Source organism: Arthrobacter sp. FW305-BF8 (assembly GCF_021789315.1).
In the GTDB taxonomy this organism is placed as follows: Bacteria; Actinomycetota; Actinomycetes; order Actinomycetales; family Micrococcaceae; genus Arthrobacter.
This window is the reverse complement of the sequence record NZ_CP084561.1, coordinates 3,724,101-3,745,687: the sequence shown is the minus strand read 5'-3', so window position 1 is coordinate 3,745,687 and position 21,587 is coordinate 3,724,101. Positions and strand designations below refer to the sequence as shown.

The window sequence follows — 21,587 nt, the reverse complement described above, 5'->3', positions numbered from 1 at the left end:
CATGGCCATGGGATGGATAGAGCAGGTCACCGGCTCGCTCGAACAGAAGAAGCAGTACAAGCAGTACAAAGCACGCACCAAGCAGCTTCCCGCTAATTACCGCACAGCGATCGAAGCCTTGGAGCGGTACCTGACGTATTTCGGGGCGATCACGAAAGGGGAGACCCTGGTGAAGATGCTGGAGGATCTGGCGGATCTCTTCGAGCAGAGCGCGGCGAACGGAGCCCCGATCCGGGACATCGTCGGGGACGACCCTGTGGAGTTCGCGGAGACATTCCTCCAGAACTACTCGGAGGGGCAGTGGATCAACAAGGAACGGAAGCGGCTCAACGAGGCAATCGAGAGCGTTGCGAAGGAGGAAGTCCCATGAGCCACATCGCTTCAGCCGATCCTGCTATTCGCGTGCGGGGCATGGAGAAGTCCTACAAGTCTTTGCAGGTGCTGCGGGGCGTGGACTTCGACGTGGCGCCGGGCAGCATCTTCGCGCTCCTCGGCTCGAACGGAGCAGGTAAGACCACAATGGTGAGGATTCTGTCCACACTGTTAAAGCCCGACGGCGGCACAGCCACCGTGAACGGCTTCGACGTTTCTTCAGATCCGCTCCGGGTCCGGGAATCCATCAGTCTGACCGGACAGTTCGCGGCGGTCGACGAAATCCTCTCCGGCTGGGAGAACCTGGTGCTGGTGGCCAAGTTGCGGCACCTGAAGGACCCCGGCAAAGTGGCCGATGATCTGCTGGCACGCTTCAACCTCGCCGATGCAGGACACCGGAAAGTGTCCACATATTCCGGAGGCATGCGCCGCCGCCTCGACATCGCCATGAGTCTGATCGGGCAGCCGAAGGTGATCTTTCTCGACGAGCCGACGACGGGGCTGGACCCCGAAGCGCGCATCGAAGTGTGGCAGGTTGTTCAGGATCTGGCCAAGCAGGGGACAACCGTTCTGCTCACCACGCAGTACCTCGACGAGGCCGAGCAGCTCGCGGACCGGATCGCCATTCTTCATGAGGGGCGGATCATCGCTGATGGGACGTTGGGCGAGCTGAAGCAACTCCTGCCGCCGGCGGAAATTCAGTACGTCGAAAAGCAGCCGTCCCTGGAGGACATCTTCCTCGCGCTGGTGGGGAAGGACTACGTCACCTTGAGTAGGGAGCAGTCATGAGCACGCACTTCTTCGGCGACACGGCCCTTTTGCTGGGCCGATCGATGCGCCACATCTTCCGCAGCGTGGACACGATCATCACTACCGCAATCACGCCGATCGCACTCATGCTGCTGTTCGTCTACGTGTTCGGCGGCGCCATCCGGACAGACACTGACAACTACATCAATTACCTGCTTCCCGGGATCATGCTGATCGCGATCGCGTCGGGCATCGCGTACACCGCCGTCCGTTTGTTCACCGACATGAAGAGCGGCATTTTCGAGCGGTTCCAGTCCATGCCGATCGCCCGCTCGTCCGTGCTGTGGGCCCATGTCCTGACGTCGCTTGCGGCCAACGGGCTCTCGCTCGTGATTATCGTGCTGGTTGCCCTCCTCATGGGCTTCCGGACGTCTGCAGGCCCGCTGGAGTGGCTCGCCGTCGTCGGAATCCTCACGCTGTTCACCCTTGCACTCACCTGGATCGCGGTGATCGCCGGCCTGTCGGGGAAGTCCGTAGACGGCGCCGGCGGCTTCTCCTACCCGCTGATCTTCCTGCCGTTCATCAGTTCAGCCTTCGTCCCTACGGCCACCATGCCGGGTCCTGTGCGGGCCTTCGCTGAAAACCAGCCGGTCACGTCGATCGTCAACACTATCCAGGACCTGTTCGCGCAACGGCCGGTCGGCGTCGACATTTGGGTCGCCCTGGCATGGTGCGTCGGGATCCTCGTTTTGGCCTACGTCTTCGCCATGGCCGTCTACCGGCGCAAGATCTCGTAGGGCCGCGTCCAGCCCTGGTGGCCTAAAACCCAATCGTTTCTGCGGACTGCAGAACCGTTGCGGTTTGGGCGACGGGACGTGAGGAAGGGTCTGGGTTTGAAGCGACGGGATGTGAGGAAGGGTTCCAGGTCCCCGCACGCTTCCTCACTTTTCGTCGCTTCCTGCCGAACGCGTCCTCAGCTTTCGTCGCTTCATGCCGAACGCTTCCTCAGCTCTTGCCGGCCAGGCTGCAGCTTCCGCAATGAGCGCAACTACCGTCGTTGCGTGAACACCCTCAAGCAGGTCAACCCGCCACCAGCAGCGAAGAGCAACTAATCTGAGGGCACCCGAAAGCAGAGGAGAGCCCCATGGGCAAGGTGGTCATGTACAGCTCGGTGTCGGTGGACGGCTTCATCGCCGACGAGAACGACCAGCCCGGGCCCTTGTTCGACTGGTTGACCAGCGGGGACGTGCCGTTGGATGAGAGTGGCGTATTGAAGGTGTCGCAGGCGTCCTACGACTACACCCGGCCGTACTGGGACCAGATCGGGGCGACCGTCGTCGGCCGCCACGTCTTCGACATGACGGACGGTTGGGACGGGAAGCCCCCAGGCGGGATCGACTACATGGTCGTCGTGACGCACCGGCCGGAGCCTGAGGGCTGGGACCCAGAGGCGCCATTTCACTTCGTCGACGGCGTCGAGGCAGCCGTGGCCAAGGCGCAGGAGCTTGCGGGTGACCGCATGGTCGAGGTCGCTGCTGGCGACGTCGGTGGCCAGGTGCTTGCCGCGGGCCTGGTCGACGAGGTGCGCATGGACGTCGTACCCGTCGTGTTCGGCTCCGGCAAGCGCTACTTCGGGTCGGTCCACGCGCAGCACCTGTTGGAGGATCCTGACGTGGTGATTCAGGGCAACAGGGTGCTTCACCTGCGCTATCGCGTGCGCCGTTGACCGGTCTGAGCGGGTGCGCGAAGACGTCCACTGCGAACGGTGACGGATCGTTTACGGCGTCAGCGGACCGCGGATGACGCGCAACGCGAGTCCTACGTCGCCGTCGAGCACAGCCGTTCCGGAAAGGCTGGCGCGGCCCCAGAGGCCCAAGTACATTTCCTGCGGCGCTGCTGTGACCGACGCCGCGACCTCTCCCGCTCCGAAGTTCCAGGCCGTGCCGCCCGGTACGCGGAACGTCACAGCCTTTCCCGGGTCGGCCATTCGCTGCAGCCGGAGCTGCCGCGGGGCAAACATCGCCAGCGCCTCGTCGATGCCGTCCAGCATGAAGTCCTCGGTGAATTCCGGGTCCGACAGGCCGGATGACTGGTGGGCGTCGACGAGGTGGATGGCGTGTTCGTGCGCCTGCCGGCGGAGCCAGAAACCGGCCGTGCGTGGGGGAGGGCCGAAGTTCCAGCACGGCGCCGCGGGATCCAGGGAAGACATGGTGGCCAGAAAGTCAGGCACTCCATCGAGGAACCATGCTGCTGCCTTCTCCGCTGGTGGGTCAGGCTCCGTGACATATTTGCCGGCACGAATCACTGCGGCAGCCCACCGTTCAATCGAGCCGAGATGCCCGAAAAGCGCATCCAGGGTCCATCCCGGACAGGCCGGAACTGGGCTTTTCAGCATGCCCTCGGACTGGCGAGCCAGTGCTTCGAGGGCGCCGAGGCTGCTGGTGAGTTCGGCAAGGTAGCGACCGTGCAACATGGGTCGAGCATAACGCTCACGCGCAGAGGCGTTTCCTCGCCGTAGGACTCTTGCACCAACTGGGAAGCCGGACTGATGTGAGGCAGGACCTACGCGCGTACACCTTGAGTGAGCCGCGGTGCCGGTCTCAGGTAGTCGACAAAGAATCCTATGAGGGTGCCGGTGAGGACCAACGCCAGCGCTGGCATAAGCGATACCGGGCCCACGTATGTTCGGATGTCAACGCCAACGAACATCAGGAGAACCGATGCCACTACGTAAGCGAGAGCCAGCAGCGCAGCGACGGCGCCAACGACCTTCCCTCGGGACCAGTGGTTCTTCTTGGGAAACTGCTGGGCGTATTCTGCGGCCGTGCCGAACTCTTCTCTCGCCGGTACTCCGGTAGCCGCTTCATGGGAGCGGACATCTTCCAGCGCTTCAGCGATTTCACGTTCGGAGAATCCGCGTATCCGGAGATTGAAGGCGAGGTCACGCTCGTATTTCATGAAGTTTCCTGTCTGTCTGCGCGAAAATTCTTCAGCACTTCATCCATCTGGGACCATGCCTTCGCCGCTCTTGCCAACTCCTGGCGGCCCTGTTCCGTGACTGCAAACTGTTTGCGTCCTGGCCCTGCAGTGTCGTGCTGCCATTCATGGCTGACCAGGCCTTGGTCTTCTAGCCGTTTCAACAGCGGATACAAGGTTCCGCCTTTAATCTTTGGGAACCCGCGGGAGCTCAACACCTCGAGCATGGCGTAGCCGTGCATCTCGCCGTTCGTCAGCACGGCTAGTACCGCGTGCGGCAAAGCCGCCCTGGTCAGCTCCTGTTGCCAATCGATTTCTTGCACAGTTAGATAGTGGCACTACTTAGGTTGCATGGCAAGCTGTGGTGCACAGGGGCGCACCAGCAGCCGAAACAGCAGGTGATGCTTTGAAGCGACGGGATGTGAGGACGCGTCGGGTGGGAGGCGGTGGGATGTGAGGACGCGTTGGGTGGGAGGCGGTGGGATGTGAGGACGCGTTGGGTGGGAGGCGACGGGATGTGACGACGCGCTTGGCGGGGTGCTAGGGGAGTGGGGCCAGGCGGGTAGCCAGGTGTAGGCCGACGAGCCGGCCGGTTCCCCGTGGGTCGCCGCCACAGAGGTCGAAGATGCGCTGCAGCCGGTGGTACATCGACTGCCGTTCCAGGTGCAGCTCGCGCGCTGCCTGCGCCGTGTTGCAGCCGGAGTCGAGCCATACAGTCAGGGTGTGCAGCAGCTGCGAGTTCCGTTGCTCGTCGTGCTCGAGGATCGGGCCGAGTGTCCGGCGGACGAAGTCGCGGCGGGCGCCGGCGTCGATACTCTCGGCAGCCAGTCGCTCGGCAGCAAAGGCATCCGCATCCCGCACCTGCCGGGCGGGACCGCCGGCGCGGCCAGTTCGCGGCGCCAGGTCCAGCGTCCGCCGGGCTTCCGCCATGGACCAGGCCGCCTCGCCGATGCCCAGCCCCAGAGGTCCGACGGCGATCGCGGAACCTTCCGGGACTTCCAGGTTGCCCAGCGCCTCGATCAGCAACGACCGCGCGGCCCGGGTTCCCTCGCGGGGGAGGCCGGCCAGCGCAATGAGCTCCAGCTTGTCCGCATAACTCGCGGCATGCGGCACCGCCCCTGCCAGGGCCGCGTCCAGCGCCGGGCGCAGCCGGCCCGATGTGGCGGAGCGGACCATGACGGCGGCCACCGGACCGTCGATGGCGAAGCCCGCCGCTGCCCCCAGCTGCTCCAGCCGCCATGGCTGGGCACCGGAATGGACGGCGCGCATCAGTTCCGCTCCCGCCAGTTCCTTCAGGCCCGGCGGCATCCGCTGAAGCAACGCCAGGCCGAGAATGTCGACGGACCGTTCGCCCGCCACCCGGATAAACGTCGGGTCGATGCCTTCAGGCAGTTCCAGCTCCAGCCGCGCTGCCAGCACTCCGCGGACCGGAACGTCGACCGCCGTCGTAGTTGAGGCCCCGGAACCGACTGTCCCCAAACCGCCGGTCCCCGGACCGCCGTCGGAAGCGCCGCCGTCGGCCGCTCCGGCACTCCCCAGCGTCAGCCCCGCCGGCGACACCAGCCGCACGCCGGTCCCGGTCTGCCCGGCGAGCACGGCGAGCACCTCGTCCAGCCCGCCGCCGTGGGCGAGTTCGGCGGCCATGGCGTGGCTGATCTCGTCGCCGCGCTGCAGCAGTTCCACGGACTGGCCGACCAGGATGGAGTTGATCTCCTGCATGATGCCGACGAAGGGTGCCACCTTGCGGAGCTCGAACAGCGGCAGCCCGTTGGACTCGGCAGCAACCAGCATCGACTCGGGAATGTCGGGCAGCGAAGGCCCGGTCTCGATGGCCAGGGCGGCCACGCCGCGTCCGGCGAGCTCGCGCACGTAGCCGACCCGCCGTTCATCGGAAGCCGCGGCCAGGGCCTGCCCGCCGGTCAGGAGCAGCTCGCCGCCGCGGAGCAGGGGAGCGATGTCCAGGACCTCGCTCGAGTGCACCCACCGCACCTGCCTGCCCTCCACAGCGGACCGCGCGGCACGGAGGAGCGGGTCAGCCGCCTGAACGCTCCGGTGCTTCAGGACTTCGTCGAGGAACATGACACTCCGTCATAAGGAAGGGGATTCTCTTAGACGGATCGTACCTTGTTGCTGTGATGCGGCGCACATACGCTTAATCCATCCCTTCTTCACGGAGGCTCTTCTTCCTCATACGGAGGCTTTTCCGATGCACAACTCCTCAACACCGCAGTCCGGGCCCGCAATGGAGCAGGCTGAGGACTTCGAAGCCTGGCTCCAGCCCATTCCCGAATCCGCGCGCACCCGCAAGGTGTCCGGCCAGTTCTGGATCTGGGCCGGCGCCAACCTCGCCCCGATCAACTGGGTCCTCGGCGCCCTGGGCATCAACCTGGGCCTCGGGTTCGCCGACACCGTCACCGTCCTGGTCCTGGGCAACCTGATCGGCATGCTGCTCTTCGGCTGCTTCGTCCTGCTCGGCCAAAAGACCGGCGCCACCGGCATGGTCCTGGCCCGCGCGGCGTTCGGCCGCCGCGGCAACTACCTGCCGGCCGCCATCCAGGCACTGCTGGTGGTGGGCTGGTGCGCCGTGAACACCTGGATCATCCTCGACCTGGTCATGGCACTCTTCGGCACACTCGGCTGGGTCGACCCGCAAGCCCACAACTACGCCTGGAAGATCGGAGTCGCCACGTTCATCATGGCCGCGCAGGTCGCCATCGCCTGGTTCGGCTACAAGGCGATCGCCGCCTTCGAAAAATGGACCGTGCCGCCCACCATCATCATCCTGGTGGTCATGTCCGCCGTCGCATGGTTCGGCCTCAAGATCGACTGGACCTACGCCGGCCCCGCGGGCAACATCCTGGAAGGCTCCGAGCGGATCGCCGCCATGAGCGCCGTGATGACGGCCATCGGCATCGGCTGGGGCATCACTTGGTTCACCTACGCCGCCGACTACTCCCGCTTCGTCAGCACCTCCGTGCCCAAGAAAAAGGTCTACCTGGCCTCGGTCCTGGGCCAGTTCATCCCCGTCGTCTGGCTCGGGGTCCTCGGTGCCAGCCTCGCCACCAACAGCGGCGAGGTCGACCCCGGCAAGCTCATCGTCCAGAACTTCGGCGCCATGGCGCTGCCCGTCCTCCTGATGGTGCTGCACGGGCCCATCGCCACCAACATCCTGAACATCTACACCTTCTCGGTGGCCACGCAGGCACTCGACATCACCATCAGCCGCCGGAAACTTAACCTGTTCGTCGGCGTCTTCTCACTCATCGCCGTCGTCTACTTCATCTTTCAGGAGGACTTCGCCGCCGTGCTGGACGCCTGGCTGATCGGACTGGTGGCCTGGGTAGCTGCCTGGGGCGGCGTGATGCTGGTGCACTTCTTCTGGCTGGAGAAGCGCTGGCCCGGCAACGTGGAACGGCTGTTCGACGGCGTCGGCACCCGCCGCCTGCCCGTCGTCAACTGGGCCGGCGTGACGTCGCTGCTCGCCGGCATCTTCGCCACCTGGCTGTTCATGTACGGACTGGTTCCGGTGATGCAGGGCCCCATCGCGGTGGCACTGGGCGGCTGGGACCTGTCCTGGCTGGCCGGCGGGCTCACCAGCGCCGCGGTCTACGCGGTTCTCGGGCCCCGGCTGCACCGGCCGTACGTGACGGTGACGTCCGACGGCGGCTCCGCGGCTGTTGCGGCCAACGCGCCTTCCGCCGCCGAGGCACCCCAGCCGGTTCCCGCCGTCGAACTCTAAATCCTTCTGCACCGCTCCACTTCGCCCTCTGACGAAAGGAACCCCGGCATGAGCACCAGCGCCTTCGCGGATTCCCAGCACCCCATCACCTGGCCGGCCGGCTTCACCGCTGCCGCATCCTTCACCTTCGATGTTGACGCCGAATCCTGCGTCATCGCGCACGACCCCACCAGTACGCGGCGGATGTCCCTCATGAGCCACCAGTCGTACGGGCCGAAGGTCGCGGTGCCGCGACTGCTGCAGATCCTGGCGCGGCAGGAGGTCCGCGGGACGTTCTTCATCCCCGGGTTCACCGCGGAGTGCTACCCCGACGTCGTACGGCAGATCGTCGACGGCGGGCACGAGGTTGCGCACCACGGCTATCTGCACGAGCCGATGCAGGGGATCGACGCCGCCACCGAGGCGAGCTACATGGACCGGGGACTGGAGGCACTCGAGAAGGTCGCCGGAATCCGTCCGGTGGGGTACCGGGCACCGTGGTGGGAACTGAACTGGCACTCCCCGGCGCTGCTGGCTGACCGCGGCTTCCTCTACGATTCGAGCCTGCTCGACGGCGATGCGCCGTACCGGATGTCGGTCTCCTCGGGTTCTCCCTCTGGTGCCGGCGACACCCGAGACATCGTGGAGATCCCGGTGGACTGGACCCTGGACGACTGGGAGCAGTACGCGTTCTACCCCGGCGTGACGGGCAGTGGCGTGATCGAAAGCCCCGCGAAGGTGCTGGAGATGTGGACCCTGGAGGCCGAGGCGCACCACTCGCAGGGAAGCTGCTTCGTGCTCACCAACCACCCGTTCATCTCGGGCCGGCCCTCCAAAGCCGTGGCCCTGGAACGGCTGATCGAGCGGGTCAAGGGCATGGACGGCATGTGGGTGGCCACGCTGGAGCAGATCGCGGAGCACACCAAGGCGACAGTCGGCGAGGTGCACACCCACGCGCGGATCGACGTGCCTGCCGCCCCCGGTTACGGCGCACGGTTCAAGCCGGGGCACGTGCAGGTGCCCGCGCTCAGCTAGCGCGGCTTCGTTTAGTGCGAGCGGACACTTGAGGCCCTTCAGGCAAGGGCGCCAAGTGTCCGTTCGCGCTTCAGGGATCGCCCCTAGTGCCCGGCCTTGACCGTGAGAACCTTCAGGGCAGCGGCGTTGACCTCCGCCGCGAACGCAGGGCTGTGTTGGGCGAGCTGAAGCACCGCGGTGTACATGGCGGGAATGGCGCGGGGGTTAGCGCACAGCAGCATGGTTCCGCCGGCGTGGATGAAGTTCGTGGCCCGGGTGCCCAAGGCCCAGGGAGCCAGCTGCACCGCGTTGCACAGGTCGTCGGACAGGACGACGCCGGTGAAGTGCAGGTCCGAGCGCAACATCGTCCGCATGACCAGCGGCGAGAACGGCGCGATGTGGCCGGCATCGATGCGCGTGTAGTAGGCGCTGGAGACCATCACCCACCGGGCACCCACCTGGATCGCTGTCCGGAACGGCAGCAGGTAGGGGTCGGTGCGTGTGGTGACGGTGTCTTTCACGTTCCGGGTGGTGTCAGTGTTCAGGGTAACGCGGCCCAGGCCGGGGAAGTGCTTGACGACGGGGGCGATGCCCGCCTGTCGCATGCCGGCTGCGAAGGCGCCGCCGTGGGTTGAGACCGCCTGCGGCGTGAACCCGTATTCCCGGGCGAAGAACCCGATGGGCGCGTTGCGCGGGGCGAACTGTCTGCTCGGCACGGTGTCCAGAACCGGCGCCAGGTTCATGGTGAGCCCGGCCGCGCGCAGCTGGCTACCCCACACGCGCGCGTTTGCCTGCAGGGCTGCCGTCGGCTGTGTTCCCTGCGACAGCGCTGTGGGGATCGCCGAGAACCCGGGGCCGCCGAGGACCTGGACGAAGCCGCCCTCCTGGTCGGTGGCCACGGCAATGCGGATGCCGCCGGTGGTGGCCGCTGACACGGTTGCCGTCATCCGCCGAACGACGGCGGCCGTCGCCGCAGTGCCCGCGCGGCTGCGCCCGGCGAGATACACATTGCCGACGTGGTACCTGGTGAGGCCGGACATCGTGTTGGCGTCCGCTCCGGTGGCCGCGGCCGCCACCATGAACAGCTGGCCGACACGCTGCGCCAGTGTGAGCCGGGCGAGCTGCTGCGCCGGAGTGGGTGCAGCAGTCGCGGTGGGAGCACGGCCGACGACGGGTTTGCGGATGGCGCGGGGGACAGCTGCGCGCTGGCCTGTTGAAGGCTGGCTTACGGTGGGCCGGGGCGTCGCGGGCAGGAGCTCGGACCTTGCTGCCGGAAGGTTTGCTGGGGGCTGGGACGGGCCGCCCGATGCCGACAGCGGGAGCAAAAGCACGGCTCCTACAACTGCCAATTTAGTTAGATAATGCATGTTCACGCGGCTTTGCTGGGGCACTCATATATCAATGAGCGTACGCCGTTTCTGGCCTGCCGGATCCACCCTGCGCGCCTCGTTTTGGCACGATGAGCCTCAACTCCGGGGCCCTTGGTGTTGCCGCAGACCCCGGGAGCCCGCAGGACCCCCGGCTGTGGACCCCCGGCTGAGGACCCCCGGCTGAGGGCATGGAATTGCCGCCCTGCGGTGTTGGGGGCCATCGCAGGACGGCATGGATCAAAGGTACTGTGCCGCGCTTCGCCGCAACAGCATTTCCGCGGGTGGCGGCGGGATCTTAACGTTTTTTTAACGCCTCTTCGCGTTTGGGATGACGCAGAAGGTCAACCCACGGAGGGTCACCCGTTGGCGGGCTTGGGCTCCAGCGCCGCCTGCCGTGGCGAGCCAGCCGCGGGTTGCTCCTGGCTCGCGGCCCAGCTGGCCAGCAGTTTGAGGGCGTCTTCCTCGGCGGAGCCTGGCTGCGCACTGTAAGCGGTCAGCGTCAGTCCGGGATCAGCCGGCAGGTCCATTGCGTCGAAGGAGAGGTCGAGGGTGCCCACCACCGGGTGGTGGAAGTGCTTGAGGCCAGTCCGGTGGAGGCGCACATTGTGGGCAGCCCACCGGATGCGGAACTCATCGCTGCGGGTGGACAGTTCCCCGATGAGGTCCTGCAGTGCCTTGTCGTACGGGTCCCTGCCGGCTTCGGTGCGCAGCAAGGCCACGGTGGTGTTCGCCGAGTCTTCCCACGCCGGATAGAACGTGTGGGCGCGCGGGTCGAGGAAGCAGAACCGGGCCAGGCTGACCGGCTGCTCCGCGCGGCCGAACGCCTCCGAGTACAGCGCCCGTCCCAGGCTGTTGATGGCCAGGATGTCCAGCCGCCCGTTGCGCACGAAGGCCGGCGACCCGGTCATCCCGTGAAGGATCGCCTGCAGGCTGGGACGGACCGTCTGCTTGCGGGCGGGTCGACGGCGGGACTTGCCTCCGGCGCTGGCCGCGCGGGCCAGGTCGAACAGGTGCTCTCGTTCGGCTTCGTCCAGCTGCAGTGCCCTGGCAACCGCCTCCAGCACGTCATCGGAGGCTCCCGCGAGGTTTCCGCGTTCGAGCCGGGTGTAGTACTCGATGCTGACCCCGGCCAGGGAGGAAACTTCCCCGCGGCGCAGTCCAGGCACGCGCCGGTTGCCGCCGTAATCCTGCAGGCCGGCCTGGTCCGGGGTGATCCTCGCCCTGCGGGAGGCAAGGAAGTCTCGGATTTCGGTGCGGTTGTCCATGCCTACAACGCTAGGGGAATTCCGGCCCTGCGAGGGAGTCCCTGCCGGTACCCCTATGAACAGAGACTCCCATACCCGTCCTGTCTGCGGTTGTCTGGTGACTGAATACGAACAAGAAGGAGACTCACCGTGGAAATTGCGCCGAAGCCGCCCACCGTCAAGAACCCGCCCGAGCAGTTCACCGGCGACGTGTGGCTGGACATGATCGCCAGCCCGCAGAACGACAACCAGCGCATGGTCGTGGCCAAGGTGCGCTTCGCGCCCGGTGCACGCACTGCCTGGCACAGCCACTCCAACGGCCAGACCCTGCACATCACCGAGGGAATCGGGCTGGTGCAGTCCCGGGGCGGGGAGCTCTTCGAAGTTCACCCCGGCCAGACCATCTACACGCCGCCCGGAGAAATGCACTGGCATGGAGCCGCCCCGGACAGCTACATGGAGCACCTGGCCATGCTGGAAAGCGGCGGGGACCCGGCCGACGGCGGCTGGTTCGAACACGTCACCGACGAGGAATACAACGGCCCCCGCACGGTGGCGAAGTAGGAAGGGCAGGAAAAACCCATGACTGAGAACGAACCGTCCGGCGCCCAGAAGATGTTCGGCGAGTTTGCCCCGAAGCTCGCGCAGCTCACCGACGACGTGCTTTTCGGTGATCTGTGGGAACGCCCCGAGCTGCCGCCCCGCGACCGCAGTTTGAGCCCCTGCCTGCCGGGTGCGCTTGTCCCCGCCGTGCCGGCGCGGGGGAGCGTCGAACGCGGCGAGGCCCTGTCCGCTCTTACCGGACAGGGCCTCGAGCATTAAACGGGACCTTGGTCAGTGCCTCCTGAAGGCGTCCTTGATCTTTTCGCCGGCCTGCTTGAGGTCGGCCCTGATGTGGCGCTCCCTGCCCTCAGCCCTGAGCCGGTTGTCACCGGTGGCGCGTCCGGCTGCTTCCTTGCTTCTGCCGTGGAGTTTTTCGGCGGCATTGTGGATCTTGTCACCCAAACCCATCGTGACCTCCTGTTGGGAAAGCCGGGCGGCCTGCTGCCGCGGCGGCCACTCCCAGTTTATCGGCGGCCGCTCCAGAAGGCTCCTGCCTTTAACGCGGAACGGCCGCCGCAACCCCGGTTGGAGTTCCAGCGGCCGTGCCGTCACGCGCCTAGCTTACGACGACGGCCAGGTCACTCAGGTCGTCAGCTCACCGCCGCGGTAGCGGCGGAGATTTCTCACCGCCGTCGTGAATCCGGTTTTGGATCCGGTGACGGTTACCCCACTGTGGCAGTACCGGAGACGGTGGGCACGGGAGCAGTCAGCACGCCCGCCGCCACCTTGACCGACGCCGCACTGGTCTTGGTAACGGTGGTGAAGCCGGACTTGGAGCCGGTGACCGTGACCGTCAGGGTCTTGCCGAGCACCGCGGTTGACGGGGTATAGGTGCCTGCCGTGGCGCCCGTGATGGCAACGCCGTTCGCCTTCCACTGGTACTTCAGCGTGACCGGTGCCGGCCCCCAGGCTCCTGTTGCCGTGAGGACGGACCCCACCCTGACAGCACCGCTGATGCCCGGAACCGGTGCGCTGAGGGTTCCTGCGGCGACCTTTGCGGTGACCGCGGACGTCTTGGCCGCCGTCGCATAACCCGCCTTGCTGCCGGTGACCGTGACGCTCATGGTCTTGCCAACCACGGCCGCGCCCGGCTTATACGTGCTGGCCGTGGCGCCGGAAATGGAGACACCGTTGGCCTTCCACTGGTACTTCAGGGTGACCGGTGCCGGTCCCCACGCGCCGGGAACCGCCGTCAGCGTGTAGCCCACCTTTGCCGTTCCCGTGACCCTGGGAGCCGGTGCGCTGAGGGTTCCGACGGCGACCCTCGCGGTGAGTGCCGACGTCTTGGCCGCCGTGCTGTAGCCGGCCTTGCTTCCGGTGACCGTGACGCTGATGGTCTTGCCCACCACGGCCGCGGCCGGTTTGTACGTGCTGGCCGTGGCTCCGGCGACGGCGACGCCGTTGGCCCTCCACTGGTACTTCAGGGTGACCGTCGCCGGTCCCCAGGTTCCCGGAGCTGCTGTCAGGGTGTAGCCCACCTTGGCGGTTCCGGTGATCCTCGGAGTCGGGGCCGTGAGGACGGGGTTGATGGCCATGACCGTGCCGGTGGTGGCAGAGGTCTTGGTTGCCGTGGTGTACCCGGTCTTGGTGCCCGTCACGTTGAAGGTCAGCGTCTTGCCCACCTGTGCCGCGGCCGGCTTGAACGTGGCGGCGGTGGCGCCGGTGATGGCGACGCCGTTGGCCTTCCACTGGTACTTCAGGGCAACCGGTGAGGGCGCCCATGTACCGACGGTTGCCGTAAGCAGGGAACCCACCTTGGCCGTGCCCTTGACTGCAGGGGTGGGCGCGGTGAGGGTTCCGGCTGCGACCTTGGCGGTGGCCGCCGAGGTCATGGTGACCGTGGCGTAATCAGCTTTCGAGCCAGTGACGGTGACGGTCAGGGTCTTCCCGACCGTCGCCGCCGTGGCTTTGTAGGTACCTGCCGTGGCTCCAGCGATGCTGACGCCGTCGGCGTTCCACTGATACTTCAGCGTCACCGGCGCAGGTCCCCACATGCCGGGTACCGCGGTAAGCGTGGAATCCACTTTGGCCGTGCCGCTGATGGTGGGTGTGGGGGCGGTCAGGGCGGCTGCCGCCACCTTGGCCGTGGCCGCGGACGTGTTGGTTTCCGTGGTGTAGCCGTCCTTGGTGCCGGTGACGGTCACGGTCAGGATCTTGCCCAGGGTCGCCGTCGTGGGCTTGTAGGTGGTGGCGGTGGCCCCGGCGATGTCGGCGCCGTCGGCCTTCCACTGGTAGCCCAGCGTCACCGGTGCCGGTCCCCACGTGCCGGGTGCCACGGTGAGGGTGGAATCCACTGCCGCGGTGCCCGAAATGGTGGGCGTTGGTGCTGTCAGGGTGCCTGCCGCGACCTTGGTGGTGGCCGCCGAGGTCCTGGTTGCCGTGGCGTAGCCGGCCTTCGAGCCCGTGACACTCACGGTCAGGATCTTGCCGACCGTCGCGGCCGTGGGCTTGTAGGTGGTGGCGGTGGCCCCGGCGATGTCGGCGCCGTCGGCCTTCCACTGGTAACTCAGCGTCACCGGTGCCGGTCCCCACGTGCCGGGTGCCGCGGTGAGGGTGGAATCCACCTTGGCGGTGCCGGTGATGGTGGGCGCCGGGGCGGTGAGCTGGGGTGCCGCGTAGGACAGGTCAAACGCGGTGGCACTCCCGCTGGTCACGGTTACCGGGGTCGCGCTGGTTTCCTCGGCGGTGTTGCCCGAGTAGAGGTTGCCGCGTGTCGCGTCACGGAAGACGTGCAGGAAGTACTTTCCTGTGGTGAGGCCCCCGATGCTGAATTTCCCAGTGGCGTCTGAGCTTCCATACCGGCTGACAAGTGAACCGTCGCGGGTGTAGGCCTCAACGTACGCGTACTGCAAAGGCTTTCCGGCTTTGTCCAGCAACGTTCCGGTTACCAATCCGCCCGTTTTGAGCGTTGCGTCGATGTTCTGCAGTGACTGGTTCTGGGCGAGGGTGATGGTTTGGGCCTGTTCCAGACCCGCGGACTCCGGCTTGTTCGAGTAGAACTGCGCCTCGTCCTGGTAGGTCCCGCTGGAGCGGTTGAATGCCATCTTGTAGGACCCTGCAGCGAGGCCGACCACGCTGTACTTGCCGGCCGCGTCCGTCTGCATGGTCCTTACTGTCTTACCTGCCTGATCATAAACAGTGACCGGGTAGCCGTACTGGCTTCCGGAGCCCGTCACGGTGCCGCTTATGGATGCGCCGGTGGTGACTGTCATGTTGATTGATGCTTTGGCTTCTTCCGCCGCAAGGATCACAGCGGTTGCGGTGTCCGGGGTGGTGCCGCCGTACCAGGAATCTGTGGCTCCACTCTGTTCGCCTGAGAACCGCACCTTGTAGGTACCCGGTTCGAGGCCGCTAAGCGTGTAAGTTCCGTTTGCCGATACCGGTGCGACGGCTGCGGTCTGGTCCGTTGATCCGGCCGGTACCGCGTAGACCACGGCCTTGCTGAGGTTCACTGACTCAGGGGCAGTTATCTTGCCGCTGATGGAGGCGCTCTTCTTCATGGTCGCATCAATGGCCGTGCGGTCCTGGCCGTCCGTGACTGCCACTTCCGTAGCGGTGTCAATGGAGGAAGCATCGCTGTACCACTGCTGCTGAAGGAGTCCCGCGTAACCGTAGCTCTGGAACTGCAGCTTGTAACTTCCCGCAGCAAGCCCGCGGAAAGAATAGGAGCCGTCGTAGTCATTGAGCGAGGTGGTGCTCAGAGGCATCAACTCGCCGCCCTGGTAAAGGCTGACGTACACCGAGTAGGCGGGAACGCCTTCAGGGAGCGTGACCTTGCCGCTGATGCTGGCGCCCTTGGCCAAAGTCGCGTCGATGCCTGTGAGATCCTGGCCCGCCGTTACTGTTACTGGAGTTGCTTCAGCGGAGGTCCGGGCATCCTGGTACCACTCTTCCAAGGCCCCCGAGCCGTAGCCGTAGAACTGCAGTTTGTAGGTTCCGGCCGGGAGGCCGCGCAGCTTGTAGATCCCGTCGGTGCGCACGTTTGCACTCGGTCCGTTCGGCTCTGTCTCGGAGATGGCCCGTACATACGTCGATGTCAGGCTGACACCGTCAGGTGCCTTCACGGTGCCACTGATGGAGGCGCCCTTGGCGAGCGAGGCTTTGATCCCTGTCACGTCCTGCCCTGGGGCAAGTGCCACAGCAGTGGCGGACTCCATGCTGGTGGCATTTTCGTGCCATTGCTCCAGAGCGCCAGAGTCAAACCCGTAGTAGCGGATCTTGTAGTTGCCGGCCTGGAGCCCGACCAGTGAGAAACTTCCGTCCGGGCGGACATCTGCATTAACCGGGTACGCGCGGAAATTATCAACGTTGTACAGTTCCACGTTGACTGCGGAAATGTCGACGCCGGGAGCTCCCGACATCTTGCCGCTGATGGATGCGCCCTTTGTGAGAGTGGCGTCGACATTCGACTTAGCTTGGCCGTCTGTGAGCGCAATGACGGTAGCGCCGGCTGACGTCGCCGCGCCGCCGTACCATACGTCCAGGGCGCCGGAGCTGCCCGCAGTGAACCGTATCTTGTACGGGCCGGCAGGAAGTCCGCTGAACTTGTACGAGCCGTCGGCGCCAAGGTCGACTTGTGCCAACCAGTTCCAGTCCGTGCTTTCCGGGAACACGTAAGCCTGCACCCGGGCCACGTCGACTCCCGCGGGCGCGCTAACGCGGCCGGTAATGGAGGCGCCAATTACGAGGTCGGCGTCGATGGCAGTAACGTCCTGGCCGGCGGAAAGTGCAACGGGGGTCGCTGTTTCGTATGACGAGGCCCCGGCGTGCCACTGTGTCAGGGTTCCCGTGTTGTAGCCCGAAAACTCGACCTTGTAGCTACCTGCGGCGAGCCCGAGGACAGTGTAGCTGCCGTCGGCCATTACTCTGGCAGACCAGCTACGGTACTGGTTCTCTGACGGGTACACGTACGCGCGCAGCGACGTCGGATCGACGCCCGCGGGTGCAGTGACCGATCCGCTGATGGATCCACCCTTGACCAGGGCCGCGTCAATTCCGGTGAGGTCCTGGCCTGTTTCGAGTGCCAACACGGTGGCGGTCTCAAAGGTGCCAGCACCGGAATACCACTGCTCCAGAGCGCCCGAGTTGCCCGTCTCGAACTGAAGTTTGTAACTGCCCGCCGCCAGGCCTCCGATCCGATAGCTGCCGTCTGCGTTGACCGAGACGGATGCGGCGATCGGCATGCCGTCAGTCCCGTGGACCCTGACACTTACGTCACTGAGGTTGACCCCTGCTGGCGCGGTGATCTTGCCGCCGATCGTTGCGGCCTTGACCAGTGTCGCGTCGATTCCGGCCAGATCCTGGTTTGCAGTGACACTTACAGGTGTTGCGGTCTCGGCCGATTCCGCATTGGCGTACCACTGGTCCAGTGCGCCGGAGTCGTTCCCCTGGAACTGAACCTTGTAGGTTCCTGCAGGAAGGCCGGTGACCTTGTAGCTGCCGTCCTGGCCCACAGACGCGTACCTGTTGAAGTAGTACATGTTATCCGCCTGGCTCACCAGGACACTTACGGAACTAATCTCGGTGCCCGCCGGTACGGTGGCCTGGCCGCTAATTGTCGCCCCCTTCACCAGGGCGGCATCGATGCCGGTGAGGTCCTGGCCCGCGGCGAGGGTAATTGCCGTGGCAGTTTCAATGGAGTCGGCTTCTGCGTGCCACTGGTCCAGTGCCCCGGAGTTACTTCCCTGGAACTGCAGCTTGTAGGTTCCCGCGCGGAGACCCGTGACCTTGAAGGTGCCGTCCGGCCTGACCCAGTCGTACCCGGTGTAGGAGATGCGGTCGGCTTCGTGAACCGCGACTGTCACGGCGCTGAGGTCGACGCCTTCGGGTGCGCTGACGCGTCCGCTGATTGTGGCCGCCTTGACCAGGCTGGCATCGATTCCTGTGGCATCCTGGCCCGCAGTAAGCGTCAGCGGGGTGGCGGCCTCAAAAGAATCGGCGCCCCCGTACCACTGGTCCAGTGCTCCCGAGCCGTATCCGCCGAGCTGGACTTTGTAGGATCCCGCGGGAAGGCCATAGACCTTGTAGCTGCCATCCTCCGCCACAGCCGCATACCCCGGCGTTGACATGCCGTCCGCAGTATGGACCCTGACCTCAGTGCCGCTGAGGTCAACTCCAGCGGAGGCTTCTACGTGACCGCTGATGGTCGCGCCCTTGGCGAGAGTTACATCAATCCCGGTGAGTTGCTGGCCAGCGGCGAGCACCACAACCGTGGCGCCTTCCTGACCCGCGGTGCCGCCGTACCACTGTCCGAGGTTGTGGCGGCCGTAGTCAAAGAACTGAAGCTTGTACGAGCCTGCAGGAAGATTTCCGGCACTGTAATTGCCGTCCGCATCTGCGTAGCCGCTGGTGACATATTCAGAAGTTTCGGCGTTGGTCACGTGAACGCCCATGTTCCCTTGGCTGTCCCCAGAGAGGTCGGCGGTGATTTTTCCGCTGATGGAGGCAGTGGCGTCGCCTCCGACCTCTACTGCGGCCGCCGGCGTTAACCCCGTAACTATGAGTGCCGAAAACACCGATAACAATATTGCGATTCTCATGCGGAATCGCCTGCTCCTAGCGAGCATTTTCCATCCCCCCACGGGTACGGCAGCGGTACGGCTGCGCCATTCAATTGTCAAAGAACGACTTAGTGTAACCCGCGAATAGAAGTATATAAACCGAGTGGAAAAATAGGGTGTAATGAGCTGACAAGGCGGCTAAGGCCTGTCTATTTCCGCGGCTTGTAATGGATAGCCCAACTGCAAATCAAAACGCAAGAATTCCACAGTTTTGCATCAAGAAAGGGCGCATTTTCCTGAAAATGGAACCACGGTGCCCTCGGGAACTGTTACCTTGCCCGGCAGCTCCGCGGCACTGGACACGACACGAGCTCATCATCAACTCGAAACGTCTTAGAAAACAACCTGGTGCAGGCTGGTCCCATCAACATTCTGATGGAGGGGGACCGGCTGTGAACGAAGTTGTGGAGCTTGAAGTGAAGTCCGGCGCGGAGCTCGCTGTAGGCGACGAGATCGAGGCCTGGCACCGGGGACGGCTGGCTCACCGCGGGACCGTGAGCAGCACATTCCGGGACATCGACCTTGTCTGGATCATCGACGCCCGGACCGGCACGCGCCGGCTGCTGGATCTCGAGCAGCTCAGCGTGCGGCGGGTCGCGGCCGGTAAGGCGGCCAACGCCGTCGGGCATTCCAACGGTGCCGGCAGCTTAAAGGCGTCCGACGCCGGGAACCCGGCCAACGCCGTCGGCAAGCCTGCCGCCCGGCGGAGGCCAGTGAGAAGCCTGAGCCAGGTGGTCTTCATTGAGGCGCCGGCCACCCGGTAGGCTGCCACACGATAACCGGCCACGCGGTATGCGTCAGGGCAGGTTGCTGAACCGTTCGGCCTGGGTCTTGCTGCCCTGCACGATGATCTGGTCGTCGTCGTACAGGACGGTCTGCGCGGTGGTGTGGCCCCAGATGCCGCCGGGGCGCTTGACTGCCACGATGGTGATGCCGTACTTGTCGCGCAGGCCCAGCACGCCGAGCGGACGGTCGCGGGCCTCGGTGGGCGGGCTGGTGCGGATCATCACGAAGTCGTCCTCGAACTCGACGTAGTCCAGCAGCGAGCCGCGGACCAGGTGGGCCACCCGCTTGCCCATGTCATGCTCTGGCCGGATCACGTGGTCCACGCCGAGCTGGTTGAGGATCTCGGCGTGCGGTTCGCTGATGGCCTTGGCCCAGATCTGCGGCTTCTTGAAGGTGAGCAGACGCGACGTCGTCAGGATGCTCGCCTCGATGTCGCTGCCGATGCCCACCACGGCGCGGTCGAACTCGTGGACGGAGAGCTGGCGCAGCACCTCCTCCTTGGTGGAGTCCGCCCGGACCACGTGGGTCAGGCGGCCGTTGTAGGACTGGACGGTGTCCTCGTTGGAGTCGATGCCCAGCACCTCGGTGCCCTGCGCCTCGAGCTCCAGCGCCAGCGACCCGCCGAAGCGGCCCAGTCCGATAACCACCACAGAATCCGCCTGCGCCGTGGATTCGGGGGAACGGGAGAAGAAGTTCTTAGCCAATGAGGGGCCTTTCCTTCGGGTATTCGTAGAGGAGCGGGCGTTCGCGGAGCGCCAGTGCAGCGCCGAGCGTCACCGGGCCGAGGCGGCCGACAAACATGAGCAGGATCAGCACCACTTGCCCGGCCGGCGGCATGGCGGCAGTGATGCCGGTGGACAGACCTACTGTGGCGAACGCGGAGATCACCTCGAACAGGATCCGCTCCTGCCCGAAGTCGGTGATGATCATCAGGAACATCGTGGAGCCCACCACCAGGCCGATGGCCAGGAGCACCACGGTGATGGCCTGCCGGTGCACGGCGCGGGACAGGCGCTTGCCGAAGATATTCACGGCCGTGCCGCCCTGCAGTTCGGTCAGCAGGATGAAGAACAGCACGCTGAAGGTGGTGATTTTCAGGCCGCCCGCGGTGCCGGCCGGGCCGCCGCCGATGAACATCAGGATGTCCATGCCCAGCCAGGACACCTCGTGCATCTGCCCGATGTCGACGCTGTTAAACCCGGCTGTGCGGGTGATGACGGACTGGAAAAATCCGGCCAGGATGCGCTCACCGGGGTTCAGCCGGCCGAGGGTGGCCGGGTTGGACCATTCGACGGCGGTGAGGAAGACGGTACCGCTGACCAGGAGCACCCCGGTGCCTACCAGGACCAGCTTGGTGTTCATGCTCCAGTGGATGGGCCGCTGGTACTGCCGGCGCAGTTCGAACAGAACCGGGAAGCCGAGGCCTCCGATGATTACCGCGGCGGCGATGGGCAGGCAGATCCACGGATCCCCGGCAAAGCCGATGAGGTTGTCCGTATGCAGCGCGAACCCGGCGTTGTTGAAGGAGGACACTGCGTGGAAGACGCCGTGCCATAGCGCACGGCCGGGCTCATAGCCGTAACCGGCGACGAGCCTCGCTGCCAGGATGCCGGCGAGCACGATCTCCACGGTGAGGCTGATCGCCAGCACGCCGAGCAGCACACGGCGGACGTCACCAAAGCCCGTGCTCTTGGTCTCCGCGGCCGCCGACAGCCGTGACCGCAGGCCCAGCCGGCGGGCCATGAGCACCCCCAGCAGAGTGCCGAAGGACATGACCCCGAACCCGCCGATCTGGATCAGGACCATGATCACCACCTTGCCGAAGCCGCTCCAGTACACCGGCGTGTCCACGGTGATCAGCCCGGTGACGCACACCGAGGACGTGGACGTGAACAGGGCATCGAGGAAGGGTGCACCCTCGGGGCCGTTCCGCGCGACGGGCAGCATAAGCAGGCCTGTCCCGACGGCGACGGCGGCAGCGAACCCGAGCACGATCACCTGCGCCGGATGCTGGGGTGCGAAGACGTTGAGGATGCGCGGGAAGACTTTGGAGCCGCCGTGGAGGGGACCGTTGCCGGGAGGGCTGGCGTCCCTGCCCGCAGGCCGGGCCTTCGGGTCAGGAACGTCGCGCATAGGCGTCACGCTACCACCGCTGAATTCCCCCGGGCCGGTGTGAAGCGCGAGGCGTTAAGAA

At 65.5% G+C, this 21,587-nt stretch carries 19 protein-coding genes; 9 read left to right on the top strand and 10 right to left on the bottom strand.

Going from position 1 to position 21,587, the window contains the following annotated elements; translation table 11 throughout:
• Position 1 precedes the first annotated feature (1 nt).
• The 4 genes from LFT45_RS16905 (at position 2) to LFT45_RS16890 (ending at position 2,848) form a co-directional block, all read left to right on the top strand.
• Positions 2–370: a DUF1048 domain-containing protein gene (locus LFT45_RS16905; RefSeq protein WP_236804758.1), complete on the top strand. Its 369-nt coding sequence runs from the start codon at positions 2–4 to the stop codon at positions 368–370.
• Entirely contained in the window at positions 367–1,161 is a 795-nt protein-coding gene (locus tag LFT45_RS16900; protein WP_236804757.1) for an ABC transporter ATP-binding protein, read from the top strand. The genes LFT45_RS16905 and LFT45_RS16900 overlap by 4 nt, the downstream gene beginning before the upstream one ends.
• A complete protein-coding gene (locus LFT45_RS16895) occupies positions 1,158–1,919 on the top strand; it encodes an ABC transporter permease (RefSeq protein WP_236804756.1) in 762 nt (253 codons plus the stop codon). The genes LFT45_RS16900 and LFT45_RS16895 overlap by 4 nt, the downstream gene beginning before the upstream one ends.
• A gap of 347 nt (positions 1,920–2,266) precedes the next feature.
• Positions 2,267–2,848, top strand: a complete 582-nt coding sequence (locus tag LFT45_RS16890; protein ID WP_236804755.1) for a dihydrofolate reductase family protein — start codon at positions 2,267–2,269, stop codon at positions 2,846–2,848.
• A gap of 51 nt (positions 2,849–2,899) precedes the next feature.
• On the opposite strand, the gene LFT45_RS16885 is transcribed toward LFT45_RS16890, so the two are convergent.
• From LFT45_RS16885 to LFT45_RS16870, 4 genes are all read right to left on the bottom strand, one after another.
• Positions 2,900–3,595 (bottom strand): maleylpyruvate isomerase family mycothiol-dependent enzyme, encoded by a 696-nt coding sequence (locus tag LFT45_RS16885; RefSeq protein ID WP_236804754.1) that lies wholly within the window; start codon positions 3,593–3,595, stop codon positions 2,900–2,902.
• An 89-nt stretch (positions 3,596–3,684) separates the two neighbouring features.
• Positions 3,685–4,080: a hypothetical protein gene (locus LFT45_RS16880; protein ID WP_236804753.1), complete on the bottom strand. Its 396-nt coding sequence runs from the start codon at positions 4,078–4,080 to the stop codon at positions 3,685–3,687.
• Positions 4,077–4,421, bottom strand: coding sequence for a PadR family transcriptional regulator (locus tag LFT45_RS16875; RefSeq protein WP_236804752.1), 345 nt, complete (start codon positions 4,419–4,421; stop codon positions 4,077–4,079). Before LFT45_RS16875 ends, LFT45_RS16880 begins: the two co-directional genes overlap by 4 nt.
• Before the next feature lie 217 nt (positions 4,422–4,638).
• Positions 4,639–6,177 (bottom strand): PucR family transcriptional regulator, encoded by a 1,539-nt coding sequence (locus tag LFT45_RS16870; protein WP_236804751.1) that lies wholly within the window; start codon positions 6,175–6,177, stop codon positions 4,639–4,641.
• A gap of 127 nt (positions 6,178–6,304) precedes the next feature.
• Here LFT45_RS16870 and LFT45_RS16865 point away from each other — a divergent pair, with 127 nt between their 5' ends.
• Positions 6,305–7,837, top strand: coding sequence for a purine-cytosine permease family protein (locus tag LFT45_RS16865; protein ID WP_236804750.1), 1,533 nt, complete (start codon positions 6,305–6,307; stop codon positions 7,835–7,837).
• 48 nt (positions 7,838–7,885) lie between these two features.
• On the top strand, positions 7,886–8,851 hold the full coding sequence (locus LFT45_RS16860) for a polysaccharide deacetylase family protein (protein WP_236804749.1): 966 nt from the start codon (positions 7,886–7,888) through the stop codon (positions 8,849–8,851).
• A gap of 83 nt (positions 8,852–8,934) precedes the next feature.
• On the opposite strand, the gene LFT45_RS16855 is transcribed toward LFT45_RS16860, so the two are convergent.
• Both LFT45_RS16855 and LFT45_RS16850 read right to left on the bottom strand, forming a co-directional pair.
• Entirely contained in the window at positions 8,935–10,161 is a 1,227-nt protein-coding gene (locus LFT45_RS16855; protein ID WP_236804748.1) for a glycoside hydrolase family 3 N-terminal domain-containing protein, read from the bottom strand.
• Between the two features lie 395 nt (positions 10,162–10,556).
• On the bottom strand, positions 10,557–11,465 hold the full coding sequence (locus tag LFT45_RS16850) for a helix-turn-helix transcriptional regulator (RefSeq protein ID WP_236804747.1): 909 nt from the start codon (positions 11,463–11,465) through the stop codon (positions 10,557–10,559).
• Positions 11,466–11,594: 129 nt separating this feature from the next.
• On the opposite strand from LFT45_RS16850, the gene LFT45_RS16845 reads away from it, so the two are divergent.
• On the top strand, positions 11,595–12,008 hold the full coding sequence (locus LFT45_RS16845; RefSeq protein WP_236804746.1) for a (R)-mandelonitrile lyase: 414 nt from the start codon (positions 11,595–11,597) through the stop codon (positions 12,006–12,008).
• Positions 12,009–12,026: 18 nt separating this feature from the next.
• The gene (locus tag LFT45_RS16840) at positions 12,027–12,266 is read left to right on the top strand and encodes a carboxymuconolactone decarboxylase family protein (RefSeq protein ID WP_236804745.1); all 240 of its coding nucleotides are present in this window, start codon (positions 12,027–12,029) and stop codon (positions 12,264–12,266) included.
• Between the two features lie 12 nt (positions 12,267–12,278).
• Here LFT45_RS16840 and LFT45_RS16835 read toward each other — a convergent pair whose 3' ends face one another.
• Entirely contained in the window at positions 12,279–12,455 is a 177-nt protein-coding gene (locus LFT45_RS16835) for a CsbD family protein (protein ID WP_102971564.1), read from the bottom strand.
• A gap of 254 nt (positions 12,456–12,709) precedes the next feature.
• Positions 12,710–18,439: a carboxypeptidase regulatory-like domain-containing protein gene (locus LFT45_RS16830; protein WP_236804744.1), complete on the bottom strand. Its 5,730-nt coding sequence runs from the start codon at positions 18,437–18,439 to the stop codon at positions 12,710–12,712.
• A 560-nt stretch (positions 18,440–18,999) separates the two neighbouring features.
• On the opposite strand from LFT45_RS16830, the gene LFT45_RS16825 reads away from it, so the two are divergent.
• Positions 19,000–19,371 carry a hypothetical protein gene (locus tag LFT45_RS16825; RefSeq protein ID WP_236804743.1) on the top strand — a complete coding sequence of 124 codons (372 nt, stop codon included), beginning with the start codon at positions 19,000–19,002 and terminating at the stop codon, positions 19,369–19,371.
• A 33-nt stretch (positions 19,372–19,404) separates the two neighbouring features.
• Here LFT45_RS16825 and LFT45_RS16820 read toward each other — a convergent pair whose 3' ends face one another.
• Together LFT45_RS16820 and LFT45_RS16815 are read right to left on the bottom strand one after the other, a co-directional pair.
• Entirely contained in the window at positions 19,405–20,097 is a 693-nt protein-coding gene (locus LFT45_RS16820) for a potassium channel family protein (RefSeq protein ID WP_111905044.1), read from the bottom strand.
• Positions 20,090–21,526, bottom strand: coding sequence for a TrkH family potassium uptake protein (locus LFT45_RS16815; RefSeq protein WP_236804742.1), 1,437 nt, complete (start codon positions 21,524–21,526; stop codon positions 20,090–20,092). The genes LFT45_RS16820 and LFT45_RS16815 overlap by 8 nt, the downstream gene beginning before the upstream one ends.
• Positions 21,527–21,587 lie beyond the last annotated feature (61 nt).

Excerpts from the sequence above, each read along its gene's own strand:
- LFT45_RS16900 (WP_236804757.1), top strand. The coding sequence starts at position 367 with ATGAGCCACATCGCTTCAGCCGATCCTGCTATTCGCGTGCGGGGCATG.
- LFT45_RS16885 (WP_236804754.1), bottom strand. The coding sequence starts at position 3,595 with ATGTTGCACGGTCGCTACCTTGCCGAACTCACCAGCAGCCTCGGCGCC.
- LFT45_RS16895 (WP_236804756.1), top strand. The coding sequence starts at position 1,158 with ATGAGCACGCACTTCTTCGGCGACACGGCCCTTTTGCTGGGCCGATCG.
- LFT45_RS16830 (WP_236804744.1), bottom strand. The coding sequence starts at position 18,439 with ATGGGCGTTCACGTGACCAACGCCGAAACTTCTGAATATGTCACCAGC.
- LFT45_RS16880 (WP_236804753.1), bottom strand. The coding sequence starts at position 4,080 with ATGAAATACGAGCGTGACCTCGCCTTCAATCTCCGGATACGCGGATTC.
- LFT45_RS16865 (WP_236804750.1), top strand. The coding sequence starts at position 6,305 with ATGCACAACTCCTCAACACCGCAGTCCGGGCCCGCAATGGAGCAGGCT.
- LFT45_RS16890 (WP_236804755.1), top strand. The coding sequence starts at position 2,267 with ATGGGCAAGGTGGTCATGTACAGCTCGGTGTCGGTGGACGGCTTCATC.
- LFT45_RS16840 (WP_236804745.1), top strand. The coding sequence starts at position 12,027 with ATGACTGAGAACGAACCGTCCGGCGCCCAGAAGATGTTCGGCGAGTTT.
- LFT45_RS16860 (WP_236804749.1), top strand. The coding sequence starts at position 7,886 with ATGAGCACCAGCGCCTTCGCGGATTCCCAGCACCCCATCACCTGGCCG.
- LFT45_RS16850 (WP_236804747.1), bottom strand. The coding sequence starts at position 11,465 with ATGGACAACCGCACCGAAATCCGAGACTTCCTTGCCTCCCGCAGGGCG.
- LFT45_RS16870 (WP_236804751.1), bottom strand. The coding sequence starts at position 6,177 with ATGTTCCTCGACGAAGTCCTGAAGCACCGGAGCGTTCAGGCGGCTGAC.
- LFT45_RS16815 (WP_236804742.1), bottom strand. The coding sequence starts at position 21,526 with ATGCGCGACGTTCCTGACCCGAAGGCCCGGCCTGCGGGCAGGGACGCC.
- LFT45_RS16835 (WP_102971564.1), bottom strand. The coding sequence starts at position 12,455 with ATGGGTTTGGGTGACAAGATCCACAATGCCGCCGAAAAACTCCACGGC.
- LFT45_RS16905 (WP_236804758.1), top strand. The coding sequence starts at position 2 with ATGGCCATGGGATGGATAGAGCAGGTCACCGGCTCGCTCGAACAGAAG.